This window comes from Streptomyces sp. NBC_00299 (assembly GCF_036173045.1).
In the GTDB taxonomy this organism is placed as follows: domain Bacteria; phylum Actinomycetota; class Actinomycetes; order Streptomycetales; family Streptomycetaceae; genus Streptomyces; species Streptomyces machairae.
Genome location: NZ_CP108039.1, coordinates 9,402,851 through 9,429,402, shown reverse-complemented (window position 1 = coordinate 9,429,402; position 26,552 = coordinate 9,402,851). Strand labels below are relative to the sequence as shown.

The window sequence follows — 26,552 nt, the reverse complement described above, 5'->3', positions numbered from 1 at the left end:
CTGGGAGGGCGCGGGCGAAGCACATAGGCGCCAGGAGGAAGATTTTTCGATGACCCGGCCTGATGACCCGAGCACCGCGGCGGCCCGGATGTTCGCCGAGGCCGGCGCCTTCGGCGAGCTGCTGGCCGGGATCGAGTGGGCGGCGACGCCGCTCGGGCCCCCGGAGTCCTGGCCGGGGCCCCTGGTGGACACCCTGCGACTGATGCTTACCTCGGAGCACGGGATGGCTCTGTACTGGGGCGCTGAATTTGCCACGCTGTACAACCTGGGCTCCTCACCCATTGTCGGCGCCAAGCATCCCTGGGCCCTCGGCCGGCCCTACAAGGACGTGTTCCCCGAGGTCTGGGCCCACCCCGTGAGCGCCCACTTCCACTATGTGACCGACACCCGCAAATCCCTGTTGATCCCCGATGAGCCGCTCATCATGGAGCGCCACGGCTTTCCGGAACAGTGCTACTTCGACTCCTCCTTCCAGCCCGTGCTGCTGGAGGACGGCACCTCCGGCGGCGTGCTGCAGATCATCACCGAGACCACCGGCCGGGTACTGGGCGAGCGCCGGCTGCGCCTGCTGAGCGAGACCGGCGCCCGCACCGCCGGGCTGCTCACTCCGGACGAAGTCGCCCGCGTCGTCGCGGAGGTGCTGGGCTCCTATCCCGAGGAGATCCCGTTCCTGAGCCTGTACCTGGCCTCCGAGCCGGGCATGCTGCATCCGGCGGCCTCCACCGGGCTCCAGCAGGCCCCCGAGGCCGTCTCGTTGAATGCGGCCGGCGGATCGGAGGTCGCGGCTCGGCTGGCGCAGGTTGTCGCCGACGGTGCCCCTGCCACGCTGTCGGCCGCCGCGCTCACCGGCGGCAACACCGCAGGCCGGCACGCCGCGGCCTCCCGGCTTCCGGTCGAGGAGGCGCTGGCTCTGTCGCTGGACAGCGCGGGCCAGGTGGGCGGCGTATTGGTCGTGGGCATAAATCCCTGCTTCCCGCCTGCCGGGACCTACCGGGACTTTTTGGAGGTGCTCGCCGCCGCCGTGGCCGGGGCGCTCACGGGCGCACACGCCCACGACGAGCAGCGCCGGCGGGCGGAGGCGCTGGCCGAGCTGGACCGGGCCAAGACCACCTTCTTCGCCAACGTCAGTCACGAGTTGCGCACACCGCTCACCCTGCTCCTGGGCCCGCTTCAGCAGGCCCTGGCCGACGAGGACCGGCCCGGGCGGCGCGAGCAGCTGGAACTGGCCGAGCGCGGTGCCCTGCGCCTGCTGAAGCAGGTCAACACCCTCCTGGAGGTCGCCAGGGCCGATGCCGGGCAGATACGTCCGGCCCTCGAGCCGGTCGACCTCGCCGGTGCCACGGCCGAGCTGGCCGGGGTGTTCCGCTCTGCCTTCGAGGCGGCCGGGCTGACGCTGGATGTGGACTCCCCGCCGCTGTCCAAGCCGGTGTACCTGGACCGGGAGATGTGGGAGAAGATCATCCTCAACCTTCTCAGCAACGCCCTGAAGTTCACCTTCACCGGAGGCGCCCAGGTGCAGGTGACCGCGGCCGGCGACCGCGCCCGGCTGACCGTGACCGACACCGGCACCGGCATCCCCGCGGACGAGCTGCCGCGCCTGTTCGAGCGCTTCTACCGGGTCCGCGGCGCCCGCTCCCGCTCCCACGAGGGCAGCGGCCTCGGCCTGGTGCTCGTGAAGGACCTGGTGGAAGCGCACGGCGGCACCGTCAGCGTGGAAAGCCGGCTCGGACAGGGCACCAGCGTCACCGTGGACCTCCCGTTCGCCGCAGCCCACCGGTCCCACCCGGCCCCGCCCCCGGCCGACGCCGGTTCCTCCGGGGAAACCCTTAGGGATGGCCCCGGGGATGGCGGAGGCAGCCGGTCCGGCCGCGTCACGGCCTATGTGGACGAGGCGCTGGGCTGGCTGACGGCTGACCCCGTCCCCGCCGCGGCGCCCCCAGGGGCACGCACGCCGCCCGCCCCCGCGGCCCGCGATGCCCTCCACGCCCCAGGGCCGCACGAAACCGACGGCCCCCGCCGGGCCCGCCTGCTGGTCGTCGACGACAACGCCGACATGCGCGCCTACCTCACCCAGCTTCTGGAGCCCGACTACGACGTACTGCTCGCCGCCGACGGCCGGGCCGCCCTGGAGCTGGCCTTGGCGCAGCCGGTGGAGCTGGTACTCAGCGACGTGATGATGCCCCGCATGGACGGCTTCGAGCTGGTCCGGGCGCTACGCGCCGACCCGCGCACCGCCCGCCTGCCCATCGTCCTGCTCACCGCCCGCGCCGGCGAGGAGGAATCCGTGCGGGGCCGACAGGCCGGTGCCGACGACTACCTGGCCAAACCCTTCTCCGCGCGCCAGTTGCTGGCGCGCGTCCGCACCGGCTTGGAACTGTCCCGGCTGCGTGAACAGGTCCTGATTGAGACCCGTAACCAACTGGCCGTACTGGGCTCGCTGGCCGACGCGGGCCTGCGGCTGTCCGCCACCCTCGACCCGGACCAGATACTTCAAACGGTGGGCCAGATCCTGGTGCCCGACTTCGCCGACCAGATCAGCATCCACCTCACCACCGCAAAACACGCCCCGGCACAGTCGCCTCCGGCATACATCGCCGGCGCGCCCCTTCTTGCCCGCGAGACCCTGGCCACCGCCGCCACGCACGCGATCAACGGCACCGCCCAGGCCCCAGCCGACCCGCACCCGCCGCCCGCATCCGTACTGGCCCTGCCGCTGCACGCCCACGACCAGACACTGGGGGCCCTGGTACTGGTCCGGAACACCGACTACTCCGCGGTCGAACACAAATATCTGGAGAACCTCGCCCACCGCCTGGCCCTGGCCTACGACAACGCAGCCCGATACCACAACGAGCGCCGCCTCGCCCTGACCCTGCAGAGCGCGCTGCTGCCCCACAGCCTGCCCCAGGTGCCGGGGATGCGCCTGGCCGCCCACTACAGGGCCAGCAACCGCGGCGCCGAGGTCGGCGGCGACTGGTACGACGTGCTCGCCCTGCCCGACGGTGCCGTGGGGCTGGCCATCGGCGACGTCATGGGCCACGACGTGGAAGCCGCCATCGTGATGGGCCAACTCCGCTCCGCCCTGCACAGCCTCGCGATGGAGGGCGCCGGCCCGGCCCAGGTACTGGCCAGGCTGGACGCCTACATGCAATCGCTCACCACCGAACGCTTCGCCACCTGCCTGTACGCGGTCTACGACCCACACCGCCACCGCCTGCGCTACGCAGCCAGCGGGCACCTGCCGCCCCTGCTGATGGCCACCGACACCGTCTATCTGGACCTGCCCCCGGCGCTGCCGCTGGGACTGGGCAGCACGCCGGTCGACCGCGAGGTGGCGTTCCCGCCCAACACCAGCCTGCTGATGTACACCGACGGCCTGGTGGAGAACCGGTCACTGTCCTTGGACGGCTGCATGGAGGCCCTGCGCGAGACCTGCGGCACGCTGCCCGCCGCCGCCCGCACCGACCCCCAGCAGATCACCGAACGAGCCCTGGAACTGCTGAACACCCCCGACCGGGTCGACGACGACACCGCCCTCCTCGCCGCCACCGCCGAACCATCGTCTCCAACCCGCGCCCCCGAGGCCGACTGAAGTGATGATCAGGGGGACAGGCGGACCGTGGCTCGTCTCCGCACTGACCACTTCTGCGGTACTCACCTCAAGGTGCTTACGGACTCGGACTTGACTCCGACGGAACGTACTCCGCCACCGAAGTATCGACAGACAGGTCCTCCGGCTCCGGCGAATTTCAATGGCCGACGGGAGTTCGTTGACAGCCAAGCGGCCAGCGACTTCATATACCTGACGGTCGTAGAGGGCGGCGGACTAGGCAGGACCGGTGGCGTCCAGCTCTGGCCGAAGGCCCGAAGTCGGTGTACTTCCAGGACGATCCGGATCAGCCGCCTGCCCTAGTACTCACCAAGGCGTCCACGCCGTAGATCCTGAGTGCCCAGTCCGGCGCGTGGTGACCTCACGCCCGACGGCGGCTGACCAAGGTACAGCCGGTCGTCCATTGGCCCGGGCCCGGCGACCGCTCGGGCCAGGGCGGCATCAGGGATTTTCACGAGGATTCACGAGTCGTCGTCCGCGATTCACGGCCGAGTTGTCAGGCGCCGCGCACCACGAACGGCTGGGTCATCACATCGGCGAGGCTGTCGCGGACAGTCTCCGGCCTGCCCCAGCGCTCCTCCAGGGACGTACGGTCAAGCCAGCATCCCAGGAAGCGCATCCGGGCCTGCCGTTGGCCTTGGGCGCTACCGTCAGGACGCGGTCGTACAGGCGGCCGGAGACGATGTGGCTGAATCCCAGACACGGCAAGGCCCTGCTGACCCTCATCTTCGATCTGTGCTGGGCGAGCGGCTGGACGGGCGATGCCAACCAGTGGATCGGCCCCGTCCTCAGCCTCCCGCCTCTGCAGTTCGTCGACTTCAGCGACAACCTGATGCGAGAGCGGCCGGACGGAGTCCATTGCAAGTCGCCGACCACGTCCAGATCTCCACCATCCACCCCGCCCCGGCGCTGCCCCACCATGTCAACCCACGCATCGGCCTGCGGCAGGACGGATTCACCGCCCTGACCGGCTTCGTCACCGCTCTCGCCCCGCTCTGCTGCAACTTCTTGCGCATCGTTGTGGGACAAGCTCCAGCCGCCAGGCCGTTCCTGACGGTCAGAATGCCGAAGGTTGACGAAGTCCAGCACCCGAGACCTCACGCGTAGGGGTCGAACGGGATCCCCGAGGGCTTCGCCTCGGCGATGTTGCTTTCGAAGCTGCCGTCCTTGAGCCCGAAGTGGGCGCTGCCAAAGTCCGCGGCGGCCAGCTTGTCGCGCAGGCCGGCCGGGTAGCCGTTCCAGCCGATCAGGGCGGGGTACTGCCAGGTGTGCTGCTGGTTTTCCGGCGGCTCGTCCTGGGAGCTGGCGGGTCTGAAGCAGTGAGTGGACACGCCGTCCTTGTGGTAGACGACCTTGGGGTGGGTGCCGTCCCAGCGGATCCTGTCGCGTGGGTAGATGTCGAAGTCCCCGTGGGCTGAGGTGGCGACGTACTTCGCCTCGTTGTCCTGCACCCACACCACCACGTGCTCCCAGTCGTGCCGGTGCCCGAATGGGTCCCAGCCCGGGATGGCCTGGTCCTTCTCGAAATACGAGGCGTACACGATGGCGCACCAGCCGTTGTTGCACTTGGAGCGCGAATACCCATTGGTGTTGAGAAGGTCTGATGCATCCCGGCAGCTCCCGCTGAGGGACCCGGTGGTCTTCAGCCCGCCGTTGATGGAGCCATCGGGGCCCATCGCGGGCACCGCGTAACAGCCGTCACTGTCGTAGTCGTACCCGGGCTGGAAAGCGCGGTCGAGGGCGTCCGCGTTGGCCGGTAGAGCTGGCGGCGGCGCCGCGAAAGCAACGTCCGGAACCGCGAACACCAAGGCAAAAGCACCCGCAACGATCACCGGAACTTTTCGGATCCGTGCGCTCTTCAGCACCAAGTCCTCCAGCAAGCCACGGTTTTACATCCACGCCACCTTGACGTGTCCACCACAGACTCCTGGTGGCAGGGCTCAACGCCAAGAGGGGGAGAGCAAAATCCGGGGAGTCGAGTCCGGCACACGCCAGGACCTCCACAACCGGCAGGCCGCACCAAGTCCGAGCGTGTCAGCCAACGGAACGCCCTGGGCGATTCGGTGAGGCCCCCGCCACGGCAGTGGCGTGCGCGGCTGCATCGACCTCTCCGCGCTGGGCTGGTCGGACTTAGATAGGGCGTTCCGCCCACGACTCGGCCGACTCACCCAACCCCTCGGCCGGCTGGAACGCTCTTTGGAGCCGTCCAGCCGCATCCCCATCAACACCAGCACGCACGAGTGCGCTTGGAGGTCGGGAAGAAGCGGTTGACCGGGTCGCGATCACTTCCCGCCCGCACCAGATGCCTCATACACCATCACAGAGCGGAACTCGCGCCAGCCCCCGTCCGAGACGGCTCGAGCCGGCGCGCGAGCACCGGGCCGAAAGCGCCCTTTCCAATTTCAGGCCATTTCGCACGCGAGCACATCGGCCACACCTGCAACCGACGAACCGAATGAAAAGCCGCTCACCTCCTCAACCGTGAAGAGTGGTCAGCCAATCAAGCCACTGATTGAATACACAATCTGGTCTGAATTGCCACGACAGCAAGGGCTCCAGCTGCTTAGCCGTGGGACGGGCGCAACGAGACGGGTACTAGGAGGCACTGAGCACCGCAAACAGAAAGGAGATACACCATGCAACCGATGACACGCTGGGCCATGACAGGAGCCCTGCTCACCGCAACCCTCGCAGGCCCCCTGAGCGAGCCCGCCCACAGCGCCCCCGCCTCGCTGTACGCCCCCTCGTCCCTGGTCATGACCACCGGCCACGGCGAGAAGGCCGCCATGACAGCACCGGAGCGCGCGGTCACCGTGAACTGTGCGTACACCACTACGGGAACTCACCCCGATCCGCGACAAGCCTGTGCGGACCTGGACCGCGTGAACGGGGACCTCGACCGCTTAGCCACTCTCCGGGGAAACGAGGCGGGTCGGCCCTGCACCAAGGAATACCGCCCCATTGTCGTCACCGTTGAAGGTGTATGGCGCGGTACGCGGGTGAACTACGAGCACACCTTCGCCAATTCCTGCATAAAGGAAACGCAGGGGGCTTCGGCGTTCGCCTTCTGAGCCCGACAGCTCAGTAGATGCCTCACGAGCGGGGCCCTTTGGTCGTACTGCGTCGCCATCACCCCAGTCCGTGTCGACATCCACCACAAGGGCCTCTCTCCCCCACGTGGGAAGGGTGGTCGAGGCCGCATGGTCCGACAACAGGGCTTCGGATCTCCCCGCGGGCGGGGCGGGAGACGCCCACGTTCGGTGTCCCCGCCCCGTCGCCACCTACTGACTCCGGCGCGCACGGTCGCCGTTCGAGGTGCTGCGGCATGGTGAGAAGGTCCGCAGACCGACGTCAGGCCTTCCGGATCCGGTCGGCGATCTCCGGCCTCGCCGCGAACCCGGCCGCCTTGTACGTGGCGACGCCGCCGACGTTGGAGCTCGGCGTGCACACGCGCACGCTTGACGAGCCCATCTCCCGCAGTGCGGCCGCCCCCGCGACGGTGATCGCCCGGCCATAGCCGCGGCCGCGGTGGTCCGTGTGGACGCCCATCGGCTCGACCAGTCCTGGTTTCCCAGGGCCGGCCGACCAGACCGTCACCACCGCCGCGGGGTTGCCCTGGTCGTCGTAAGCACCGAGGCAGCGGGCGTCGGCGTAGAACGGTGCAGCGGACATCTTGTGCCGGTACTCGCGCGTGGGCTTCGTGGTGTTGAACGCGGACCGCAGGACGTCGGCGAAGTCCTGTGCCTGCTCCAGGCCGATCTCGTTGATCCGCAGGCCGGGGTCCTCCACCGCTTCGGCGAGGTCGCGGAAGAGCGGCGTCCACGGCTCGTCGACGCCCCAGCCCTCCTTGGTCAACAGGTCGTGGAGCAGCAGGCCCTGCGGCGCCTCGATGGACACCGCTCCTTCCGGCAGTACGCCGCGCTCGGGCAGCGAGAAGTCCTCAACGAGTCGCCGCGCCAAGTCCTCGTCATGGAAGGCGTCGGAAGCGACCGTCATGCGCACGAGCGTCGGCGTATCCAGCATCCCGACGGCGAGGATCCGTCCGTTCCGGCTCCAGGTCCGTACCGCCGCGGCCGCCTCGGCCGTTCCGAACCTGTAGTTCCAGCTGATGTCCCCGGGATGCAGCTGCATCGGCGTCTCGTCGTGCTGCCACTCCCGCAGCGCCGCACTGGCCTCGCGCACCCCGTCGGCCGTCGGCGTCCTCAGCACAATCGTCATAGCCGGGATCAGTCACCCCGTCTCGGTGGCGTGCAACCGATTAACTGACCAGGCATTTCAAGCTGATGGTGGCGGGATGTCGATGGCGAGTCCGGTCCCGGCGAGGAAGCCCTCGCGAACCTCGCCGGCGTTGATTTCGACCGACTCGCCGCGCTCGTACGCAACCGTCTCAGGCGCCTCCAGTGCACGCCCCGACGTGCAGCAACTGCTCAAGCCGCCGGTCTTGCTCGTGTGGGGCCGCCTGAACACCTACGTTTCCCACAAGATGCGCGACCTGATCGACGCACGCGCCCGGCTGACGGTGGTCACCCTGCCTGCCTACGCGCCGAGCTGAACGCGGTCGAGTACCTATGGACCCACGTGAAACAGCCCGCATCGCCAACAGCCCGGCGACCGAGAACTGCCCGAAGCCGCGGCCGTTCGCCTTCACGACCGGGGGTGATGCCGCGCCGTCCCCAGGTACGTCCGGTCGGCGACCTCCGTGCGCACCAGTGCCGCGCGACCTGATCGCCGCAGAGACCGATGCCGCTGCCCGGAAGCGCCCAGGGCCACGCGGAGTCGCCCGGAAGCGGCGCCCGCCCGTGCGCCCGCCCCTGGTCCCGCCTGGCGCATTCGGCTGCGGGGCTGCCCCGGTGTGCTAAACAGGGAGCAACCAAAGGGGCATTTTGCAGCAGCTCACGCTCGGAATCATGTCGCAGACCCGCAAGGAAAACGAGCATCGTCTGCCCGTTCACCCCGCTCATTTCGACCGCATCGACGCCGGTCTCCGCAAGCGCATCTACCTCCAGGAAAACTACGGAGAGTACTTCGGCGTCCCGGACAGCCAGCTCGCCCCGCTCGTCGCGGGCTTCCGCACACGCGAGGAACTCATCGCCGACTGCGATGTCATCCTGCTGGCCAAACCGCTCCACCAAGACCTGGAGGAACTGCGCGAGGGTCAGGTTTTGTGGGGCTGGCCCCACTGTGTCCAGGACGAGAAGGTCACCCAGGCCGCCATCGACCGGCGGCTGACCCTGATCGCCTTCGAGGCGATGAACCACTGGACCCGCAGCGGCGCCTTCAACCTGCATGTCTTCCACAAGAACAACGAGCTGGCCGGGTACTGCTCGGTCCTGCACGCCATGCAACTGGCCGGCGTGACAGGCGACTACGGGCGACGGCAGCGCGCGGTCGTCATCGGCTTCGGCGCGACCGCCCGCGGCGCAGTGACCGCGCTCGGCGCACTGGGCGTGCACGACGTCGACGTCCTCACCGCGCGTGGCGTCACCGCCGTCAGCTCCCCCATCCACTCCGCGCGGATCGTCCACTTCGACCACGACAAGGCCGACGACACGCTCGCCCCACGACGCAGTGTCGCCCTCACCGAGGACGGCCCGCAGCCGCTGGCCGAGTTCCTCGCCGGACACAACATCATCGTCAACTGCGTGCTGCAGGACACCGACGCGCCGCTGATGTTCCTGATAGACGAGGACCTGCCCAAGCTGGCACCCGGCACCCTGGTCATCGACGTCTCCTGCGACGAGGGCATGGGCTTCGGCTGGGCTCGCCCCACCACCTTCACCGACCCGATGTTCACCGTCGGCGACCAGGTCAGGTACTACGGGGTGGACCACAGCCCCTCCTACCTGTGGAACTCCGCGACCTGGGAGAACAGCGAGGCCCTTCTGCCGTATCTGGACACCGTGCTCCAGGGCCCCGACGGCTGGGACGCCGACGACACGATCCGGCACGCCATCGAGATCCGCGAGGGCGTTGTCCAGAACCCCAAGGTGCTCGCCTTCCAGCACCGCTCCGCGGAGTACCCGCATGCCCACGAGGAGACCCGGGCGGCATCGCGGCCGTAGCGGCGCGGCGGGGCATCCCGGGGATGCCTCGGAAACTGCCTGAAAGGCGGCATCTGCGAGTGACCGTCACAGTCCGATGTGGAATTCCGTGGATACGTGCGCCGCGCTGACATACCGAAGGACCCCGCCGGCGATCTTCGGCGGGGTCCTTCGCGCTGGGCGTTGTTTACCAGCGGTACCAGCGGCTCCTGCGGCCGCCATGACCGGCCGGCCGGACCACGAAGCCCAGCAGCCAGACCACCAGGACGACGACCGCGATCCACCACAGGGCCTTGAGAGCGAATCCGGCACCGAAAAGGATCAGGGCGAGAAGCAGAACGAGAAGCAGGGGAACCATGATTATCAACCTCCGCGCAATCAGGTGCCCCGCAGAACCCTCTTCATGCACGTAAATAGTTGAATGCATATTTCCGCAACGTGGGGGAATTCGACTACGCCGTGCTGAACGGGCAGTGCCGTGCTGAACGGGCAGTTTGGCTGATCGCAGGCGCACGAATCCGCACCGGACCAGCATCGTCATCAGCCCTCTGCGCCGACGGCTCCCCGATCCTGTGCGTCGGAGCGCCTCAGCGCGAGGGCAGCGATGTCGTCGTCCAGCCTTCCGCCACTGTGCCGCAGCAGAGCTCGGTGCAGCTGAACGAGCAGTTCGCGGGGCTGCTCCAGGCCCTGCCGCTGCATCCAGTCCGGGAGTGGAAAGAACTGGCCGGCATGGTCCCGGGCCTCCGATATGCCGTCCGTGTAGAGCAGCAACTGGTCACCCGGGGCGAAGGCGACGCTGTCGACCCAGTAGCGGTCACCGATAAGCGCTGCGAGGTTGAGGGGCGGGGAGGGGACGGCGGGCTCCAGGACCCGGACCTTCCCGCAATGCGCGATCAGCGGCGGTGGATGTCCGCAGTTCAGAAGTCGCATGTCGCCGCCGTCGGACGGGACCTCGGCGAGGAGCGCGGTGGCAAAGTGCTCGGGCTGGTCCTGGGCCGGAAACACAGCACTGTGGCGCGTGACGGTGGCCTCCAGGCGACGGATGATGCCCAGCAGGTCGGGCTCGTCGTACGCGGCCTCCCTGAAGCAGCTGATCACCGCCGAGGCCACCCCCACTGCGGACAGGCCCTTACCCCGTACGTCACCTATGAGCAGCCGGACCCCGTGCGGTGTACCGATTGCTTCATAGAAGTCGCCGCCGATCCGCGCCTGTTCCTGGGCCGCCAGATACAACGACTCGATCTCGACGTCCTCGATGCGGCGCGGCATCGGGCGCAGCAGCACCTTCTGGGCCGCGTCCGCGACGAGCCGGACTTGGAAGAGTATTTCCTCTCGCTGAAGTCGGACATGACTCCCGTATGCGGCCGCCAAGGTGACCGCGACGATTGCGGCCGACGTGTACTGCGTCCCCAGATCGGTGTAGAAGAGGCTGAGGACTGTCATGAGCAGCAGGCAGAACGCCCCCAACAGGACCGTGGGCAGCACGGGCCACATCGCGGCGGCAAGGGCGGGTGCGGCGGGCAGAAGGCGGCTGATGGCGATCTCCCGGGGTGTGGAGAACGCCAGGACGGCGATGAGGACCGTCAGGACCACGGGTGACAGCCGGGCAGCTTCCCATCGGCCGCTATAGGCGGGGCGGCGGCGCCTCAGCCGTGCAGACGTGATCACAAAGTGCATCATATCGGCCTAAATGGGCATCGGGCGCGGAGAAAATCATGCACCGCACGCCGGCTTTTGCGGCGGACGGCCCTGCCCGAAGGAGCGATGACATGCAACGCATGGCCGCCCGGACTCCCTGGGCCGACCAGGCGAGGATCAGTCGGGGCCTGGCCGCTCGGGATCACCAGTGTTAAAAAGGGCGCATGGCGAATCGCTTCGCCCGTTTTCGACACCCGTCGGTCAAGCGCGTGATCAGCAAGAGCACGCGGAGCGTGGCCGGACAGGTGTTGATCTTCCAGGTGGCTCTCGTGGTGCTGCTCGTGGCCTGCGGCGTCTTCGCTCTCATCCTGCAGTCGGAGCGGGATACCAACGCCGAGGCCAGACGCCGCTCCACGGCCGTGGCACAGACCTTCGCGCACTCCCCAGGCGTCCTGGAGGCATTGAAGACCCCGGATCCGAGCAAGATTCTCCAGCCGCTCACCGAGGCGGCGCGCCGGGCCGCCGACGTCGACTTCATCGTGGTCATGAACACCGAGGGCATCCGGTACACGCACCCCTTGCCGGACCGGATCGGAAAGCAGTTCGTGGGCGAGATCGGACCGTCGCTGGCTGGGAGGGTCTATGTGGAGAGCGTCGACGGCCCGCTCGGTCGCGAAGTGCAGGCGACGGTCCCGATCGAGAACGCCGACAACAAGGTGGTGGGCCTGGTCTCGGCAGGGATGAAGGTCAAGAACGTCGAAAGTCAGTTGACCCGGCAACTACCGATCATCCTGGGCGCCGGGGCCGGGGCGCTCGCGTTGTCCATCGGTGTGACGGTCTTGGTGGGCAGGCGGCTGCGACGGCAGACACACAGCCTGGCCCCGGACGAGATGACCCTGATGTACCAGCACCACGACACGGTGCTCCACTCCGTCCGGGAAGGGGTCCTGATCGTGGCCGCCGACGGGCGCCTGATGTTGGCGAACGATGAGGCCAGACGGCTGCTGGAGCTGCCCCCGGACGTGGAGGGACGGCTCGTCTCGGGACTGCCCGGCCTCGATCCCGAGACGAAGGCACTGCTCGCCTCCGGGCGCGAGGCCACCGACGAGGTGCACCTCGCGGGAGACCGGCTGCTCGCGATCAACCAGCGGCCCACGGATCGCAAGGGAGGCCCCAAGGGAACGGTGGTGACGCTGCGTGACTCCACCGAACTGCAGGCAGTGACCGGCAGGGCGGAGGTGGCACGCGAACGGCTCAGGCTGCTGTACGACGCCGGGCTCCACATCGGTACCACCCTGGACGTGCTGCGCACCGCCGACGAGCTGGCGCGGGTCCCCATTCCTCGCTTCGCGGACTTCGTCACCGTGGACCTGGCCGACACCGTCCTGCGCGGCGATGAGCCGGCCCCCACGGGGACGGACATGCGACGCGCGGCCGTGTGCGGCATCCGGGACGACCACCCGCTCTCCGAACGCGGCCGCCTCTTCGACTACCTTCCCTCCACTCCCCAGGCACGCGGCTACGGCAGCGGCCGTTCCCAGTTGGTGAGCGATCTGCCGACCGCAACGGGCTGGCGCGTGCAGGACCCGGAGCGTGCCCAGGCGATCATTGACTACGGCATCCGTTCGCTCATCACCGCCCCCATCCAGGCCCGTGGCGTCGTGCTGGGCATGGCCAGCTTCTGGCGCGGGCAGCAGCATGAGCCCTTCAACGAGGAGGACCTGTCGCTGGCGGAGGAGCTGGTGGCCCGGGCCGCCGTCAGCATCGACAACGCTCGCCGGTACACCCGCGAGCACGCCCTGGCCGTCACCCTCCAGCGCAGTCTGCTGCCGCAGGCGATGCCCGAGCAGAACGCCCTCGACATCGCCTACCGCTACCTCCCCGCCCAGTCGGGCGTGGGCGGTGACTGGTTCGACGTGATTCCCATGCCGGGGAGCCGGGTGGCACTGGCCGTCGGCGACGTGGTCGGCCACGGCCTGCACGCCGCCGCCACGATGGGCAGGCTGCGGACCGCGGTCCACAACTTCTCCGCCCTCGATCTGCCACCCGACGAGCTGCTGAGCCATCTGGACGACCTGGTCGGGAGCATCGACCAGAACGAGACGGCGGAGAGTGCAGCGGGCGTCGTGGGCGCCACCTGCCTGTACGGGATCTACGACCCCGTGACGCGTCGCTACGTCATGGCACGTGCGGGGCATCTGGCGCCCGCGCTGGTCCACCCCGACGGAACCGTCACCTTCCCGGACGTGCCGGCCGGTCCGCCTCTGGGCCTCGGCGGCATGCCGTTCCAGACCGCGGAGCTGTGCCTCGCGGAGGGAACTCAGCTCGTCCTGTACACCGACGGCCTGATCGAGGACCGCAAGCGCGACCTGGACGTGGGAATGGAACTGCTGCGGGATGCGCTGGCGGGCCACCCCGGCCGGCCGCCCGAGGAGACCTGCCAGGACGTGCTGGACAGCCTGCTCCCCGGGCGTCCCAAGGACGACGTCGCCCTGCTCGTCGCCCGCACGAGAGAACTGCCTCCCGACCGGATCTCCGACTGGGATGTACCACCGGACCCGGCCGCCGTCGCGGGTATGCGCGACGCTGTTTCCCAGAAGCTCGAAACGTGGGGCCTTTCAGAGTTCGGTTTCACCATGGAGCTCATTCTGAGCGAGCTGGTCACCAACGCCATCCGCTACGGCGCCGGGCCGATCCACGTGCGGTTGATCCGCGACCGCGCGCTGATCTGCGAGGTGGCCGACAGCAGCAGCACCTCACCACATCTGCGGTACGCCGCGACGACGGACGAGGGAGGCCGGGGCCTGTTCCTGGTGTCACAGATGGCTGATCGCTGGGGCACCCGTTACACCCCGCATGGCAAGGTGATCTGGGCCGAACAAGCCCTGCCCGAGGTCACACAGCAGCCCGCCCCGAGTCCGGCTGACGCAGACACGCCTCTGGACGACGAGGCAGCCGACCCGTCAAGCCCGACGTGAAGGCGGCGGCAATCAGGCGGATTCGTCGACGACAGGCGCTCCGCGTGAGCGGGGTGACTCGGTGCACCGATCCGAGACCCATGGCTCCCACCGGTCCAGCGCGCCCGACATTCGACGAATGCATCCGCCAGGGTGTGCAGCCACAGCCGCGCGGACGCCCGCCGCAGCAGGGTGCCCCGGGATCCGCCGGACGCGGTCCAGAGTGTCGGCCGGCTCCGGCAGCGGTGCGATGGACGCGTCGACGCGTCGACGGCCGACGGGTGGCCTACTGGGGCCGGCTCGCGGAGGCGTCGGCATCATCGTGCAGGGCGATGCGGACGGAGATGCGTTTGCCGACCGGCTCCCGATACGCCTCGAAACTCTCGGCGACTGCCATGACGATCTCCAGACCGTGCTGGCCGATGCGGCCGGCATCGGCGGCCCGGGCCACCGGGAGCGCCGGGTCGGAGTCCCACACCACGACCTCCACCCACTCACCCGCAATGCCCAAATGCATCAGCACCGGGCCCGGAGCGTACTTGCGGGCGTTCGTGACCAGCTCGCTCACGACCAGTTGCGTCAGTTCCATCGCGCGCTGCGACACCGGCACTCCGTACCGGCCCTGCGCCTGGGAGAGGAAGCTGACGGCCAGGTGACGGGCCTGCGCGATCGTCGCACCGCCGCCCTCCAGGGCCACCGTGGTCTGCACCTGGGAACGTCCGTCCTGGGCGTTGCCGTCCTCGCCCAGCGGGTCCACTTCCCTTATCAATCCCGTCGCCCTCGTTTCACAGGCCCGCGCCCACCCAGGGGCGGCCGGTTGACTCCCCCCCCCCCCGCGTACGATGACGCCAGAACGCGCGTCGCCGGCTCCACCATCCACAGATTTCACCCACACGGTACGGGCAGCCCTTGGGTCCACGAACAAGGCGTGCCAGGATCACAGGCATGGCTGAGCAAGCAATGACGGGGACCGAACGGACCGGGCAACTGGGCCATCTGTCGGTCACGACCACCGTCGACGACGGAATCCGCGTAGTCGCCGTGACCGGGGAGATCGATCAGCAGACCAGCCAACCGCTGCAGCAGGCCCTCAACGCCACCACACCTGCCCCCTCCCGCGTGGTGGTCGACATGGGCAGCGTCAGCTTCATGGACTCCACCGGCATCAACATCTTCATCGCCGCCCACCGCAGCCTTGCCGCAGACGGAGGCTGGCTCCGCCTGGCCGCCCTCACCGAACCCGTTCAGCGCGTCGTCCGGCTCGTCGGCGTAGACACTTTCATCGACTGCCACCTCACCGTCGAACAGGCCCTGAACGGAAGGCACCCGCACCCGCAGTGATCCGTCAGGAGGGCGCGCCTCCCGCATCCGGCGCAGCTAGGGCAAATGAGCAGCAGAGTGCCCTGCTATCGTGCGCCGATGTCAGCGATCAAGAAGTTCCAAGTCACCTTTGACTGCGCAGAACCCGAGCGCCTCGCTCGTTTCTGGTGCGAGGTGTTGGGGTACGTCATACCGCCGCCACCGGGGGGGTTTGCCACTTGGGACGATTTCAAGCGTTCGCAGCCACCTGAGCAGCGGGATTCATGGTTCGTCTGCAGTGATCCCTCAGGTGTGGGCCCGCGCCTGTACTTTCAGCGCGTCCCCGAAGAGAAGGCCGTCAAGAACCGGCTGCATCTCGATGTGAGGGTCGGCACCGGGCTCGTGGGTGAAGAGCGCCTTGCCGCGCTTGAGGCCGAATGCGCCCGACTGGTCCCGCTCGGCGCGGTACACGTGCGAACACTGTATGACGGCAATGATGCGTGCATCCCGATGCTGGACATCGAGGGCAACGAGTTCTGTATCGACTGAACGTTCCTCCGAGCCGGAGAGGCGGGGAGCGGCCTCCCCTGGACCTCTGGTCTCGTATGGGGCGGGAGTTACCTCGTAAGGGCGATGTTGGGCAGCGGGGCGATGCCGCGCATGGCAGTGCGAACGTAGGGCGTCCTGGCGGGGATCGCCGATCGCACCCGGCGACGGCGCGCGGTGGTCTCGACCGAAGCGCCAGAATGCCCGTCCGGCCGGGCCGTGTTCGCGCAGGAGGTCCAGCGTGGTCGCCACGCTCGGGATGCAGCGGTCGTAGGACTCAGGTGGCGCGATCAGGCGATCCCGGTGCCGCGCAGCAGCAGCAACGCCACGTCCACCCCCGCCACGGCGACCGCTGCCGCGAAAGCCGCTCGCTCCCAGCGGCGTCCCAGCACCGTGCCCGCCACCGCGATCAGGCCGGCCACCGCGAGCGCTGCAATTCCCCAGCTGCCGGGTGGTCCGGCGGGCCCCAGTGCCAGCACCGCGGACGCGGCCACCAGCGGCACCGGCAGCAGCAGCCGCGCGCCGTCCGGGCCCAGCCGGTGCGGCCAGCCCCGTACGCCCGTCGCCAGATCCCCGCGGATGTCCGGCAGCACATCGCCCAGATGCGCGCCGACTCCCAGCAACGCCCCGGCGGTGACGACCCACCAGGCCGGCCATGGCTGGCCCGGCAGCCCCAGTGCCACGAACGCCGGGAGCGCGGCGAACCCCACCGCGTACGGCACCCAGGACCACGCTGTTGCCTTGAGTCGCAGGTCGTACGCCCACGCCGCCGCCACCCCGGTCAGGTGAACGGCGCCCGCCCACAGCCCACAGGCGAACGACAGCGGCACGCACAGCGCCAGCGCGGCATACGCGGCCACCCACACCTCCGTCACGCCGACCGTGCCGTCGACAACGGGTTTGCCCCGACGGCCGGCGGCGATGTCCCGGCGCGCGTCGTACGCGTCGTTGCACCAGCCGACGGACAACTGCCCGGTCAGCACAGCGGCGGCGGTCAGGAGACAACGCGCGGCGCCCTGGCCGGCGGTGACGGCGAGGGCGGCCATCAGGGCGGTGACCGCCGCGACAGGCCCGGGGTGGCACGATCCGGCCAGGCCGCCCACCCGGCCGGACCAACTCGCGGCCGGGCCGCCGACCGTCGACTGCTCGGGAGTGCCCACCCGGCCGATCGTAGGCGTCCCGGCCCCACCTGGCTGGAGCACGCGCCCTCGTGGCGAGCGGCCGGACGGCCGGACGGGCGATCCATGGTGATGAAGGGCCGGTCCGGGGAAAGGGTGGGAAGCAACTCACCCCAGTCGGTCACTGGACGGGAACCACATGACGCGGATCGTCGCCGTTCACGGTGCCCTCGCACCGCACCGTCGCACCCAGCCCGAGATCACCGACATGGTGGCCCGTACCTGTCTGCCGGAGGGCAGCGACCGCCGGGTCCTGGACCGGCTGCACCGCAGCGTGAAAGTCAGTTCGCGTCACATGACCCTGCCGCTCGAGCGATACGGAGAACTGGACGGATTCGGCGCCGCCAACGACGTCTTCATCGCCGCCGCCACCGACCTGGGCGCCAAGGCCGTCCGAGGCGCTCTGCGCATGGCCGGCCTGACCGCCGCCGACGTGGACCTGCTGATCTTCACCTCCGTCACCGGCATCGCCACCCCCTCGATCGACGCACGGCTGGCCGGCCGCCTCGGACTGCGGCCGGACGTCAAACGGCTCCCCCTGTTCGGCCTGGGCTGTGCCGGCGGCGCCGCCGGCCTGGCCCGTATGCACGACTACCTGCTGGGCCGTCCGGGCCAGGTGGCGGTGCTGCTGTCGGTCGAACTGTGCTCGCTCACCTTCCAGCGAAACGACGCCTCCATGGCCAACCTGGTCGCCACGGGGCTGTTCGGCGACGGCGCCGCCGCGGTCGTCGCGTACGGCGGGGAGCGCCCGGGCCGCCCGGGCCGCCCGGAAGAGACCGCCGGCCCGACGATCGTGGACTCCCGCAGTCACCTGTATCCGGACACCGGGCGCGTCATGGGCTGGGACATCAAGAGCACCGGCTTCCAGGTCATCCTCGACCCGACGGTCCCCGATGTGGTGCGCCGTTACCTCGCCGATGACGTCGAGGGGTTCCTCGGCGACCACGGGATCAAGCCGAAGGACGTGACCGCCTGGGTGTGCCACCCGGGCGGCCCCAAGGTCCTTCAGGCCGTGACCGAGGCCCTCGACCTGCCCGAGGAGGCACTCGATGTGACCTGGCGTCACCTGGCCGACGTGGGCAACCTGTCCTCGTCGTCAGTGCTCCACGTACTGCGCGACACCCTGGCGCAACGCCGCCCGCCGCCCGGAACGCCGGGCCTGCTGCTGGCGATGGGGCCCGGCTTCGCCTGCGAACTCGTCCTGTTGCGCTGGTAGTTCGGACGTCGAAGGACACGCAAGACACGAAGGACACGAGGAACACGAGGGACACGAAGGACACGAAGGACACATGATCTGGTACGGACTGCTGGTGGCCGCCGTCGCCGCCGAGCGCGTCGCCGAACTCGTCGTCGCCCGCCGCAACGAACGCTGGACCACCGCCCGCGGCGCGACCGAGACCGGGCAGGGCCACTACCCGGCCATGGTCGCCCTCCACACCAGCCTGCTGATCGCCTGCCCGACCGAGGTATGGCTGGCCGACCGGCCCTTCCTACCCGCCCTGGCCTGGCCCATGCTGGCCGTGCTCGCGGGCGCCCAGGCACTGCGGTGGTGGTGCATCCACACCCTGGGCCCTCGATGGAACACCCGGGTGATCGTCGTACCCGGTCTACCGCTGGTGGCGGGCGGCCCCTACCGGTGGCGGTGGCTGCGGCATCCGAACTACGTGGCCGTCGTCGCCGAGGGCGTGGCGCTGCCCCTCGTCCACACCGCCTGGGCCACCGCCGCCGCGTTCACGGCACTCAACGCCGCCCTGCTCACCGTGCGCATCCGCTGCGAGAACCGGGCACTGGCCACCGCGACCACGGCCGCGTCGGCATGATCGACGTACTGGTGGCCGGCGGCGGCCCCGCCGGACTGGCTGCCGCCATCCACGCCGCACTCGCCGGACTGGAGGCCGCCGTCGTCGAACCCCGGACCACTCCTGTGGACAAGGCTTGCGGAGAAGGAGTCATGCCCGGCGGAGTCGCCGCGCTGCGAGCACTGGGCGTCGAGGTCACCGGCCGCGAACTGCGCGGCATCCGCTACGTGGACGGCACCACCCGCGCCGAAGCGTCCTTCCGTGGCCGCAGTGGGCTGGGGATCCGCCGTACGACGCTGCACTCCGCACTGCACCAGCGCGCGCTCGACCTCGGCGTGCGGATACTGCCGGGCAAGGTCGGCGAAGTGCGCCAGAGCGCGGACACGGTCACCGCCGCGGGCACCACAGCCCGTTGGCTGATCGCCGCCGACGGCCTGCACTCCCCGGTGCGCCGCGGCCTGGGGCTGGAACTGCCGGCCCGCCCGCACGGCCGCTACGGACTGCGCCGCCACTACCGCGTCGAACCGTGGACGGACTACGTGGAGGTCCACTGGTCCCGGCACGGCGAGGCCTACGTGACACCGATCGGCCACGACCTGGTGGGCGTCGCGGTCCTCAGCCGCAGCCGTCGGGGCTACGACGCACACCTGGCCGACTTCCCGACCCTCACCGCGTCGCTGCGCGGCCCGGCCGCGACGGAGGTACGCGGCGCCGGACCACTGCGGCAGCGCGTGCGGCACAGAACCGCCGGCCGTGTCCTGCTCGTCGGCGACGCCGCGGGCTACGTGGACGCCCTCACGGGCGAAGGCATCGCCCTCGCAGTGGCAACCGCCGGGGCCGCCGTCCGTTGCCTGGCCGCCGGACAACCGGCGGCATACGAGCGCGCCTGGAATCGGCTGACCCGGCGCCACCGGCTGCTGACCGGGGCCCTGTTGGCCGCGAGCCGTCGTCCTGGCACCGCCCGTCTCATCGTCCCTGCGGCGTCCCGGATGCCCCCGGTGTTCTCGGCCGCGGTCCGCGCACTGCAGTAGTGGCATGGCCCGGTGATGGGCTGTCTCTCCGGTCCGGTTGCGCCTACCGCTTACCGGTCCGCTTCGTCCTCCTCATCCTCCTCTTCGTACTCGTCTTCCTCTTCGTCTCCGTCCTCCAGTTCGTCTTCGTCTTCCTCTTCCTCCTCGTCCTCGTACCGGGCGTCGCCGTCGTCCACCTCACCCTCTTCGGGCTCGTCCTCCTCGGCGTCGTCCTCAAGACCTTCTTCGTGCGAACGGACCACTTCGCCGTCGCGGATCTCGCCGCGCCAGCCCTCCAGGTCCTCGTCATCGGAAAGCGTGACGTACCGCATGAAGTGCTTGAGGTCGAGTCGCAGGCGACGTCCCTGCGCGCGCCAGATGTTGCCGGTCTTCTCGAAGAAGCCGGACGGGTAGTACTCGACCACGATGACGACGCGCGTGAGGTTCGGAGTGAGTTCGTGGAAGCTGACGGCACCGCGCGTGGTGCCCTTGGCGCCCTCGGAGTTCCAGACGATGCGCTCGTCGGGAATCTGCTCCTGCACGGTGGCTTTCCAACTACGGCTGGAAAAGGCGATCTTGGCCTTCCAGCCGCTCTCGATCTCGTCCGACTGAGAGACGCTCTGGACACCCTTGGCGAAGGAGCTGAACTCCTCGAGCTGGGTCCAGTGGTCATACACGGTGCGCAGTGGTTTACCGACGTCGATGACCTCGACGATGTTCGTGACCTTCCCGCTCCCCGCCTTGCCGCCGCCGCCCCCGAAGGCTCCCTTGACGGTGTCGACCACCTTGTCCTTCACGTTTCCTGCCTTCTCGCTGAGGAACGCCTTGACCGGTGACTCCCCACCGCCCAGTACGCGCTTGCCGACGTTGAGCAACGTGCCGTTGCCGTCGCCGACCTCTCCCAGGCCCTGAGCGAGATCACTGATCTTGTCTCCGGCCTTGTCCGCCATCCGCTGGCCCTGTGCTGCGGCGAACGCGGACAGCTGCTCCTTGAGCTGGTCCATACCGGAGGTTCCAGTCGGAGTGGTCTTCTCCTCCGCCTTGGCCATGGCCTACCTCCTACGGCTGCCGCGAGTGGGTGTCTTGCCGGCGGCGGCCTTCTTCCCCGTCGACTTCGACGCGGCAGCCTTCTTCCCCGTCGGCTTCGACGCGGCGGCCTTCTTCCCCGTCGGCTTCGACGCGGCGGCCTTCTTCCCAGCGGGAGCCTTCTTCCCTGGAGGTGTTTTGGCTCCGGACCGCTTTGCGGGAGTCTTCTTCTTCGCTCGGCTGCGAGGGGGCGGTGTCTCTTCCGGCTCTTCCTCTTCCTCCGGCTCCTCTTCCTCCGGCTCCTCTTCCTCTGCTGCCTCTTCCTCGTCGTCCGGTTCCCCTTCGTCGAGCGGCTCTTCTTCCTCGTCGTCGAGCTTGTCCCCAGGAGCGCTGATGCGCTGCTGCAACGAGTCGGCCAGCGCTCCCAGCTGGCGGTCGGCGGTGGCGGACAGCGCGGCGCGGGCGGAGTCCATCAGCTCTCCGCGGACCTGGTCCAGCAGTTGGGCGGCCTGAGGGCTCTCGGCCGCCATGCGCAGCGCTCGGTTGACCAACTCTTTGGGACTCAGTAGTCCTTGGCCGGCGAGCACGGAGGCGACTCCGATGGCGAGTTTGCCCTTCTTGGTACGGCCCAGCACGTATCCGGCCGCGAGGGCTGCGGCCAGAGTGGCTTTTGTTTCGGTTTCCATAAATGGCCTCAAGTCAAGTCAGCGGAATCAGGCTGCTCGGTCGCGCGCGGCCACGCCGCCCGGCCCCAGCGCCTGCCTTCGCCCCCAGCTCCCCAGCGCCTGCCTTCGCCCCAGCGCCCCGTCTCGGAGGCTGCGCCCCTCTCTCCAGCCTCCTCCCACATTTGCGAGCGCGCATCTCCCCAGAGATCCAGCACGCGCCGCCCGTGTCAGTACGGACACGCTGCGGAGCGGGGCTGCCCCTCGGCTTGTACTGGGACCCGTGGCGGGTCGGCGTCAGCTTGCGGAGTCGAGCCGACGGAGCGCATTCCCCCAGCGGGGCCAGTGCGCACAGCGAACGGGGCGGGTCATGCCGGAGGTGTCCAGTCGGGCACGCCAGACCGGGAGGTCCTTACGCGACCGGCCCGGGCGACGCGGTGGCCACCGAGGCTCTTGAGGCCTTGTTCAGTGATCTGCCTGGGCACAGATGAACCCTGGGACTCTTCGCAGAGTCCCAGGGTCGTGTTCCTCAGAACAGGCGTTGGATCAGACGAGCGGGCCGGCGGGGCCGTAGTACGTGCCCAGGTCGTGACGGTAGCGGTCGTCGCCGAGGTGCTTCTCGCGGTCGAACTCGGGAGCATCCTTGATCTGTTGCTTGGTGCGGTCGACGAAGACCTTCTGCTCCTCCAGGTCGATACTGACTACCGTGCTCGCCGGGAGCAGAACCTCCTTGCCGAAGATCCACACACCGGTGTCCACCACCAGATAGGCGTCACCGATCTCGTCGGAGTGCTTGTCGACCTTGCCGATGCTGCCGTCCGTCGCCTCGACCTTGTAGCCGGTGAGGTCGGCGTCCGTCAGCCGCGCCGTCGGCTTGTAGCTCCACACATTTTCAGTCACGCGAAAAACAACTCCTCCGGTAAACAGAGGACAGCAGGGTCCCCCGCTGTTCCTCCGGTTTGCGGGTGCCCTGCGTTCGGGGTTCCACGCCCAAAATCAAGCCAGGTTCTCTGATTCTTGCGCGGGAAATTCTCAACCCGGCATCGGGAACCTGCGGAGGCTCCTGCTCTACCGAGACCGCTCGCCTACCAGCGATATCAGCGGTCACTCCCACCCATCGGGCGAGCCGCGAACCCGACCGGCCACGGCGACCGCGATCCACCGCAGAAATTTCAGCACGAATCCCGCGACAAAAGGATCAGGGCCGGCTAGAGAACAAGAATGAGGGGAATCGGGATTTTAGCCTCCGAACCACTGCCTGCCCAGCAAATCTCCCCCTAAGCGCCGGAATTTACAATCCGCCGGCGTACACACGCGGAGAGGGCACCCGCCCTGGTTACTGCGCTTGGATATTCGGCTGGAAACAGGGTTCACCCCGGTGCGATGGGGCGGCGGTGCGGCGGGCGCGGGATTCGGTGGCGCCGTCGGTGTAGCGGAGCAGGGTGTCGCCGGCGGCGCGGCGGATCAGGGCCGGAAGGTGGCCCGCCGTGCGCAGACGGCCCGCGATGCTGCCGGGGGCGGAGTTGAGGTGCCCCAGGATGGCGGCATGTGAGAGATGGCGGGTGGCCTCGGCCCGCAGGATATAGCGGGCCAGTGCGGTGACCTTGGCTGCTTCTGTGCCCCGCGACAGCTAAGCGAGTGCGCGCAGGCAATGCGCATCTCGTCCAATCTGCGATCTTCGCAACGACCCGGTCGGCGACTGTGATCGTGCCGCGCTCCCCGCGGGGATGCCGGGACGCCGATCTGTGTTCACCGGTCACTGCCGCCAGTCTCCCCGAGCCCGTCGCCGGTCATCGCGGATCCGATCCTGTCGGTCTCGGCGGCGGACGAAGTCGCCCGGTCCCAGATCGCCTTCCATGAGCCGCCCGACCACGAGACCGACGACACCCAGCCCCAGCACCAGCAGAAAGGCCCAGAAGTCACCGAAATACGCGGCGAAACCCAGGGTCATTCCGGCTATCAAGCCCACCACGGCCCTGCTCATCACGCGCCCCCTTAGTCAAGCGAGCTGCTCCGCCCCGGCTACCGGATCCGCTGCCGCTCTTCCCTCTCGTCCTCCTCGTCCTCCTCGTCGGGCAGCTTCACGTCACTGACCGTGATGTTGACTTCCACAACCTCCCGGCCTGCCATCCGCTCCACGGCAGAGATCACGTTCTCCCGCACCGCACCGGCCACGTCCGTGATCGAGACGCCGTAGTCGACGACGATCTCCAGATCGATGGCCGCCTGCAGTTCTCCGACCTCGACACTGACGCCACGTGTGACGGACTTGCCACTACCGGCGCCAGGCATCCGCTCCCGCATGGATCCCATCGAGCGTGCGAATCCGCTCCCCAGAGCATGGACGCCGAGCACGTCCCGTGCCGCCATTCCGGCGATCTTCTCCACCACCACATCGGCGATGTCCGTCCGGCCACGAGAGCCGGGCGCTCCGCCATACTTTGCGCCGGCGTTCTCAGTCATCGGCCAATCCTCCTGTCAGAGGCGCACCTGGCACTCACTATTCAGATTACTGGCGCTTTAGCACCTTTGCCCGAATAGTTCACCGCGGGTACCAGCTCGGCCTGGGCCGGCTGCTCCCGCTCGGCGGGCCGGACGACGGGACATGGATCACCGAAAAGGCGGCCGTCCGGGCCCTCGGGTGTGCATCCCTCAGGCAACCGCTGCCCGAGACCGCCGAGCGGTTGAGGAGCACACTGCTCAATGCGGCCGCCGAAGAGCTCGGCCTGGCCGCCTTGACATCTGGTCCACGCGTCACGGATCTCCACGAAAGCCCGGGGCGCAGACGTGATGTCGGGGAACGCAACGAGAGCCGTGAGGTCGGAGCCGGAAGCGGCGGCCGCGCGAAGCTTGCCCGGGTTGAAGGAATCAGGATTCATGCAAGGGCCCGTCGGCAAGCTCGCGGACGTCGCGACGGGTGTTCCGGGCGTCGCGACGCCTCACCGCCGTGCCGGGAAGCCGCTCGGTCAGGTGGCGGACCATGACGATCCACCCGGCCGACACATCGAGGTCCGCCTCGCGGTCGCCCTCCACGGACACGATCCACTGGAAGCCGTGAGGTAGCGGGCGAACCCCCAGGAACTGGCGGAGCCGCCGTGGCGCAGGCCCATCTGCTTGCCGTCATTCAATCGCGGCGCTTGACGGCGAACCCAGTCGTTCAGGCTTCCTTGTCAGCGAACCTGGTCCTTCTTCGGCGCGATGCCTTTGATCCTGGTCGGACTTCCGTCCGGGGTGAACGAGCGGTGGAAGGTGAAGGCGTGCGGCGCGGAGCCGTGGTCGTGGAGGTGTTCCAGCCTGGAAACCCCGTCCTGCCAGGTGGGTATCACGCCGGCGGAGACCCACCAGCACACGTAATTCGGCTGTCCTGCCCTCTCGAACCAGTCGTAACGCCTGTTCAGCGCGTCACGATGCAGACCGGTGTAGACGGCGTCGAAGGCAGGGCACAGGTCGGTCCAGAGTGAGAGGGTCGCGGCCAGGGCGGTGGTTTCCACAGTACGGCCCTTGCTGTACCAAGTCGGTACGGCGAACTCTCCCCACGCACCCCAGTCCGCCTCGAAGAGCATGCCCCGGTCACCGTCTGCTGTTTCAGCACGCGCGAGGTATCCGGGGTGCTGACTGATCTTCCGGTAGACGGCCTCACCAATGTCGTAGAACTCGCGCGTGAGAGGTGCGGGATCGGCGAGAGGTGACTTCAGGACGCCGAATGTGTACAGCGCAAGATGGGGCATGCGTCTCTCCCTGGTTGAGACTGCCTGGTGCGGACCCGGTTCGGTGGCTTACGCATGGGGGCGAGGGTTCGTGGGGCATGGCCAACTCATGCCGTCGCAGGTGGCGTGGCCTGAAGGAACTCCTGCGCGACCGTGGGCGATCGCCGAAGACCAGGTGAAGGTAGCTGTCTCTGCGGACCATGTCGAAGTTGCGTTTTTCCTGCCCAAGTGGCCTCCTGCACCGGTCATTTCGGAGCCTGGGGCGCTGACGGGCCGCCAGCGCGCTGCGGACCGTCGTCGCGGTCAGGCTGCGGGTTACCAGTGATCCACTTCGGCCGATCGGTTCGCCGCCCGCCATGCCCGTCGGCACCCCCTGTCCGATAGCCCCGAGTGCCGCCGAACGCGTGCGGTTGAAGAAGATGGCTTACGGCCACGAGACCGAGCACCGACTGCGGGTGGGTACACAGGTGGTGCTCCTGCATGCCGCGCGTGGACACTCCAACGCGAACGGCGGCGTCAAGTCGGTCTCGGACGCCCTGCACGTAGGCACCTGAGCCGGTGACCACGCATGACAGACACGACAATCCCCGACGTGCTCGTCCAGGCACTCCTGCCGGCCGACGGACGGATCGCCCGTGTTCACCACCCTGGTCGGCACACGGGCCAGTTGTTCAGTTGGCGCCGTCGGGGCGGAGGAGCAGGTCCAGAAGCCCGGGGAAGCGCGCATCGAACTCCTGGCGACGCAGTCGGTTGACCCGCTTGGGCCCCTCGTCACGCTGTTCGACCAGTCCGGCACTGCGCAAGACCGAGAAGTGGTGACTGAGTGCCGCTTTGCCGACGGGCACGGCGAAGCTGCCACAGCTGCGCGTCCAGTCGGCGGACCCTGCCAATTCGCGGATCAGCTGGATACGTACGGGGTCGGCGAGCGCGGACAGCGCGGTCAGGACGGAGACCTCCTCGGGATCCGTGTGCACCGGTGCCGCACGGTGGCTCCTGCCGACAGCCTGGTTCGACATGCCCCTCTCCCCGCCATGCGCATCCTCGCTGGGTCACCTCACGGAGGGTCCCAGCTGCTTGCC

At 68.7% G+C, this 26,552-nt stretch carries 26 protein-coding genes; 11 read left to right on the top strand and 15 right to left on the bottom strand.

The genetic code is table 11. The annotated features are described in order from the left end of the window. The first annotated feature begins 49 nt into the window (after positions 1-49). On the top strand, positions 50-3,592 hold the full coding sequence (locus OHT51_RS41875; protein ID WP_328884139.1) for a SpoIIE family protein phosphatase: 3,543 nt from the start codon (positions 50-52) through the stop codon (positions 3,590-3,592). Between the two features lie 514 nt (positions 3,593-4,106). On the opposite strand, the gene OHT51_RS41870 is transcribed toward OHT51_RS41875, so the two are convergent. Together OHT51_RS41870 and OHT51_RS41865 are read right to left on the bottom strand one after the other, a co-directional pair. After that, the gene (locus OHT51_RS41870; protein WP_328884138.1) at positions 4,107-4,229 is read right to left on the bottom strand and encodes a hypothetical protein; all 123 of its coding nucleotides are present in this window, start codon (positions 4,227-4,229) and stop codon (positions 4,107-4,109) included. Between the two features lie 478 nt (positions 4,230-4,707). Further along, on the bottom strand, positions 4,708-5,475 hold the full coding sequence (locus tag OHT51_RS41865; RefSeq protein WP_328884613.1) for an NPP1 family protein: 768 nt from the start codon (positions 5,473-5,475) through the stop codon (positions 4,708-4,710). A 771-nt stretch (positions 5,476-6,246) separates the two neighbouring features. On the opposite strand from OHT51_RS41865, the gene OHT51_RS41860 reads away from it, so the two are divergent. Next, entirely contained in the window at positions 6,247-6,681 is a 435-nt protein-coding gene (locus OHT51_RS41860) for a subtilase-type protease inhibitor (protein ID WP_328884137.1), read from the top strand. Between the two features lie 280 nt (positions 6,682-6,961). Here the strand turns inward: OHT51_RS41860 and OHT51_RS41855 are convergent, their stop codons facing one another. Continuing rightward, positions 6,962-7,828 carry a GNAT family N-acetyltransferase gene (locus OHT51_RS41855; protein ID WP_328884136.1) on the bottom strand — a complete coding sequence of 289 codons (867 nt, stop codon included), beginning with the start codon at positions 7,826-7,828 and terminating at the stop codon, positions 6,962-6,964. 196 nt (positions 7,829-8,024) lie between these two features. On the opposite strand from OHT51_RS41855, the gene OHT51_RS41850 reads away from it, so the two are divergent. Both OHT51_RS41850 and OHT51_RS41845 read left to right on the top strand, forming a co-directional pair. After that, on the top strand, positions 8,025-8,162 hold the full coding sequence (locus OHT51_RS41850) for a hypothetical protein (RefSeq protein ID WP_328884135.1): 138 nt from the start codon (positions 8,025-8,027) through the stop codon (positions 8,160-8,162). Between the two features lie 331 nt (positions 8,163-8,493). Further along, the gene (locus OHT51_RS41845; RefSeq protein ID WP_328884134.1) at positions 8,494-9,672 is read left to right on the top strand and encodes a N(5)-(carboxyethyl)ornithine synthase; all 1,179 of its coding nucleotides are present in this window, start codon (positions 8,494-8,496) and stop codon (positions 9,670-9,672) included. A 166-nt stretch (positions 9,673-9,838) separates the two neighbouring features. On the opposite strand, the gene OHT51_RS41840 is transcribed toward OHT51_RS41845, so the two are convergent. Beyond that, on the bottom strand, positions 9,839-10,009 hold the full coding sequence (locus OHT51_RS41840) for a hydrophobic protein (protein WP_328884133.1): 171 nt from the start codon (positions 10,007-10,009) through the stop codon (positions 9,839-9,841). 182 nt (positions 10,010-10,191) lie between these two features. Beyond that, positions 10,192-11,319 (bottom strand): PP2C family protein-serine/threonine phosphatase, encoded by a 1,128-nt coding sequence (locus OHT51_RS41835; protein ID WP_328884132.1) that lies wholly within the window; start codon positions 11,317-11,319, stop codon positions 10,192-10,194. 194 nt (positions 11,320-11,513) lie between these two features. Between OHT51_RS41835 and OHT51_RS41830 the strand changes: the two genes are divergently transcribed. Further along, positions 11,514-14,267 (top strand): SpoIIE family protein phosphatase, encoded by a 2,754-nt coding sequence (locus OHT51_RS41830; protein ID WP_328884131.1) that lies wholly within the window; start codon positions 11,514-11,516, stop codon positions 14,265-14,267. Positions 14,268-14,532: 265 nt separating this feature from the next. Here OHT51_RS41830 and OHT51_RS41825 read toward each other — a convergent pair whose 3' ends face one another. Next, a complete protein-coding gene (locus tag OHT51_RS41825; RefSeq protein WP_328884130.1) occupies positions 14,533-15,003 on the bottom strand; it encodes an ATP-binding protein in 471 nt (156 codons plus the stop codon). 188 nt (positions 15,004-15,191) lie between these two features. Between OHT51_RS41825 and OHT51_RS41820 the strand changes: the two genes are divergently transcribed. Both OHT51_RS41820 and OHT51_RS41815 read left to right on the top strand, forming a co-directional pair. Continuing rightward, complete coding sequence (locus tag OHT51_RS41820; protein WP_328884129.1) at positions 15,192-15,587, top strand: STAS domain-containing protein; 396 nt, start codon at positions 15,192-15,194, stop codon at positions 15,585-15,587. 78 nt (positions 15,588-15,665) lie between these two features. After that, positions 15,666-16,094, top strand: coding sequence for a VOC family protein (locus OHT51_RS41815; protein ID WP_328884128.1), 429 nt, complete (start codon positions 15,666-15,668; stop codon positions 16,092-16,094). 287 nt (positions 16,095-16,381) lie between these two features. On the opposite strand, the gene OHT51_RS41810 is transcribed toward OHT51_RS41815, so the two are convergent. Further along, the gene (locus OHT51_RS41810) at positions 16,382-17,251 is read right to left on the bottom strand and encodes a UbiA family prenyltransferase (RefSeq protein WP_328884127.1); all 870 of its coding nucleotides are present in this window, start codon (positions 17,249-17,251) and stop codon (positions 16,382-16,384) included. A 157-nt stretch (positions 17,252-17,408) separates the two neighbouring features. Here OHT51_RS41810 and OHT51_RS41805 point away from each other — a divergent pair, with 157 nt between their 5' ends. The 3 genes from OHT51_RS41805 to OHT51_RS41795 all read left to right on the top strand — a co-directional run bounded on the left by OHT51_RS41805 (position 17,409) and on the right by OHT51_RS41795 (position 20,099). After that, positions 17,409-18,485, top strand: coding sequence for a type III polyketide synthase (locus OHT51_RS41805; RefSeq protein ID WP_328884126.1), 1,077 nt, complete (start codon positions 17,409-17,411; stop codon positions 18,483-18,485). Between the two features lie 73 nt (positions 18,486-18,558). Next, positions 18,559-19,089: an isoprenylcysteine carboxyl methyltransferase family protein gene (locus OHT51_RS41800; protein ID WP_328884125.1), complete on the top strand. Its 531-nt coding sequence runs from the start codon at positions 18,559-18,561 to the stop codon at positions 19,087-19,089. Next, the gene (locus OHT51_RS41795) at positions 19,086-20,099 is read left to right on the top strand and encodes an NAD(P)/FAD-dependent oxidoreductase (protein WP_328884124.1); all 1,014 of its coding nucleotides are present in this window, start codon (positions 19,086-19,088) and stop codon (positions 20,097-20,099) included. The genes OHT51_RS41800 and OHT51_RS41795 overlap by 4 nt, the downstream gene beginning before the upstream one ends. A gap of 50 nt (positions 20,100-20,149) precedes the next feature. Here OHT51_RS41795 and OHT51_RS41790 read toward each other — a convergent pair whose 3' ends face one another. The 7 genes from OHT51_RS41790 to OHT51_RS41755 form a co-directional block, all read right to left on the bottom strand. Further along, on the bottom strand, positions 20,150-21,127 hold the full coding sequence (locus OHT51_RS41790; RefSeq protein WP_328884123.1) for an SRPBCC family protein: 978 nt from the start codon (positions 21,125-21,127) through the stop codon (positions 20,150-20,152). Between the two features lie 3 nt (positions 21,128-21,130). Continuing rightward, entirely contained in the window at positions 21,131-21,790 is a 660-nt protein-coding gene (locus tag OHT51_RS41785) for a hypothetical protein (protein WP_328884122.1), read from the bottom strand. A gap of 522 nt (positions 21,791-22,312) precedes the next feature. Further along, on the bottom strand, positions 22,313-22,666 hold the full coding sequence (locus tag OHT51_RS41780) for a PRC-barrel domain containing protein (RefSeq protein WP_328884121.1): 354 nt from the start codon (positions 22,664-22,666) through the stop codon (positions 22,313-22,315). 856 nt (positions 22,667-23,522) lie between these two features. After that, positions 23,523-23,750: a hypothetical protein gene (locus OHT51_RS41775; protein WP_328884120.1), complete on the bottom strand. Its 228-nt coding sequence runs from the start codon at positions 23,748-23,750 to the stop codon at positions 23,523-23,525. Between the two features lie 38 nt (positions 23,751-23,788). Further along, complete coding sequence (locus OHT51_RS41770) at positions 23,789-24,229, bottom strand: Asp23/Gls24 family envelope stress response protein (RefSeq protein WP_328884119.1); 441 nt, start codon at positions 24,227-24,229, stop codon at positions 23,789-23,791. Positions 24,230-24,634: 405 nt separating this feature from the next. Further along, complete coding sequence (locus OHT51_RS41760; RefSeq protein WP_328884629.1) at positions 24,635-24,805, bottom strand: hypothetical protein; 171 nt, start codon at positions 24,803-24,805, stop codon at positions 24,635-24,637. Positions 24,806-24,936: 131 nt separating this feature from the next. Beyond that, positions 24,937-25,494 (bottom strand): DUF3291 domain-containing protein, encoded by a 558-nt coding sequence (locus OHT51_RS41755; protein WP_328884118.1) that lies wholly within the window; start codon positions 25,492-25,494, stop codon positions 24,937-24,939. A 335-nt stretch (positions 25,495-25,829) separates the two neighbouring features. Here OHT51_RS41755 and OHT51_RS41750 point away from each other — a divergent pair, with 335 nt between their 5' ends. Next, positions 25,830-26,027 carry a hypothetical protein gene (locus OHT51_RS41750; protein WP_328884117.1) on the top strand — a complete coding sequence of 66 codons (198 nt, stop codon included), beginning with the start codon at positions 25,830-25,832 and terminating at the stop codon, positions 26,025-26,027. 117 nt (positions 26,028-26,144) lie between these two features. Here OHT51_RS41750 and OHT51_RS41745 read toward each other — a convergent pair whose 3' ends face one another. Then, on the bottom strand, positions 26,145-26,489 hold the full coding sequence (locus OHT51_RS41745; RefSeq protein ID WP_328884116.1) for an ArsR/SmtB family transcription factor: 345 nt from the start codon (positions 26,487-26,489) through the stop codon (positions 26,145-26,147). Positions 26,490-26,552 lie beyond the last annotated feature (63 nt).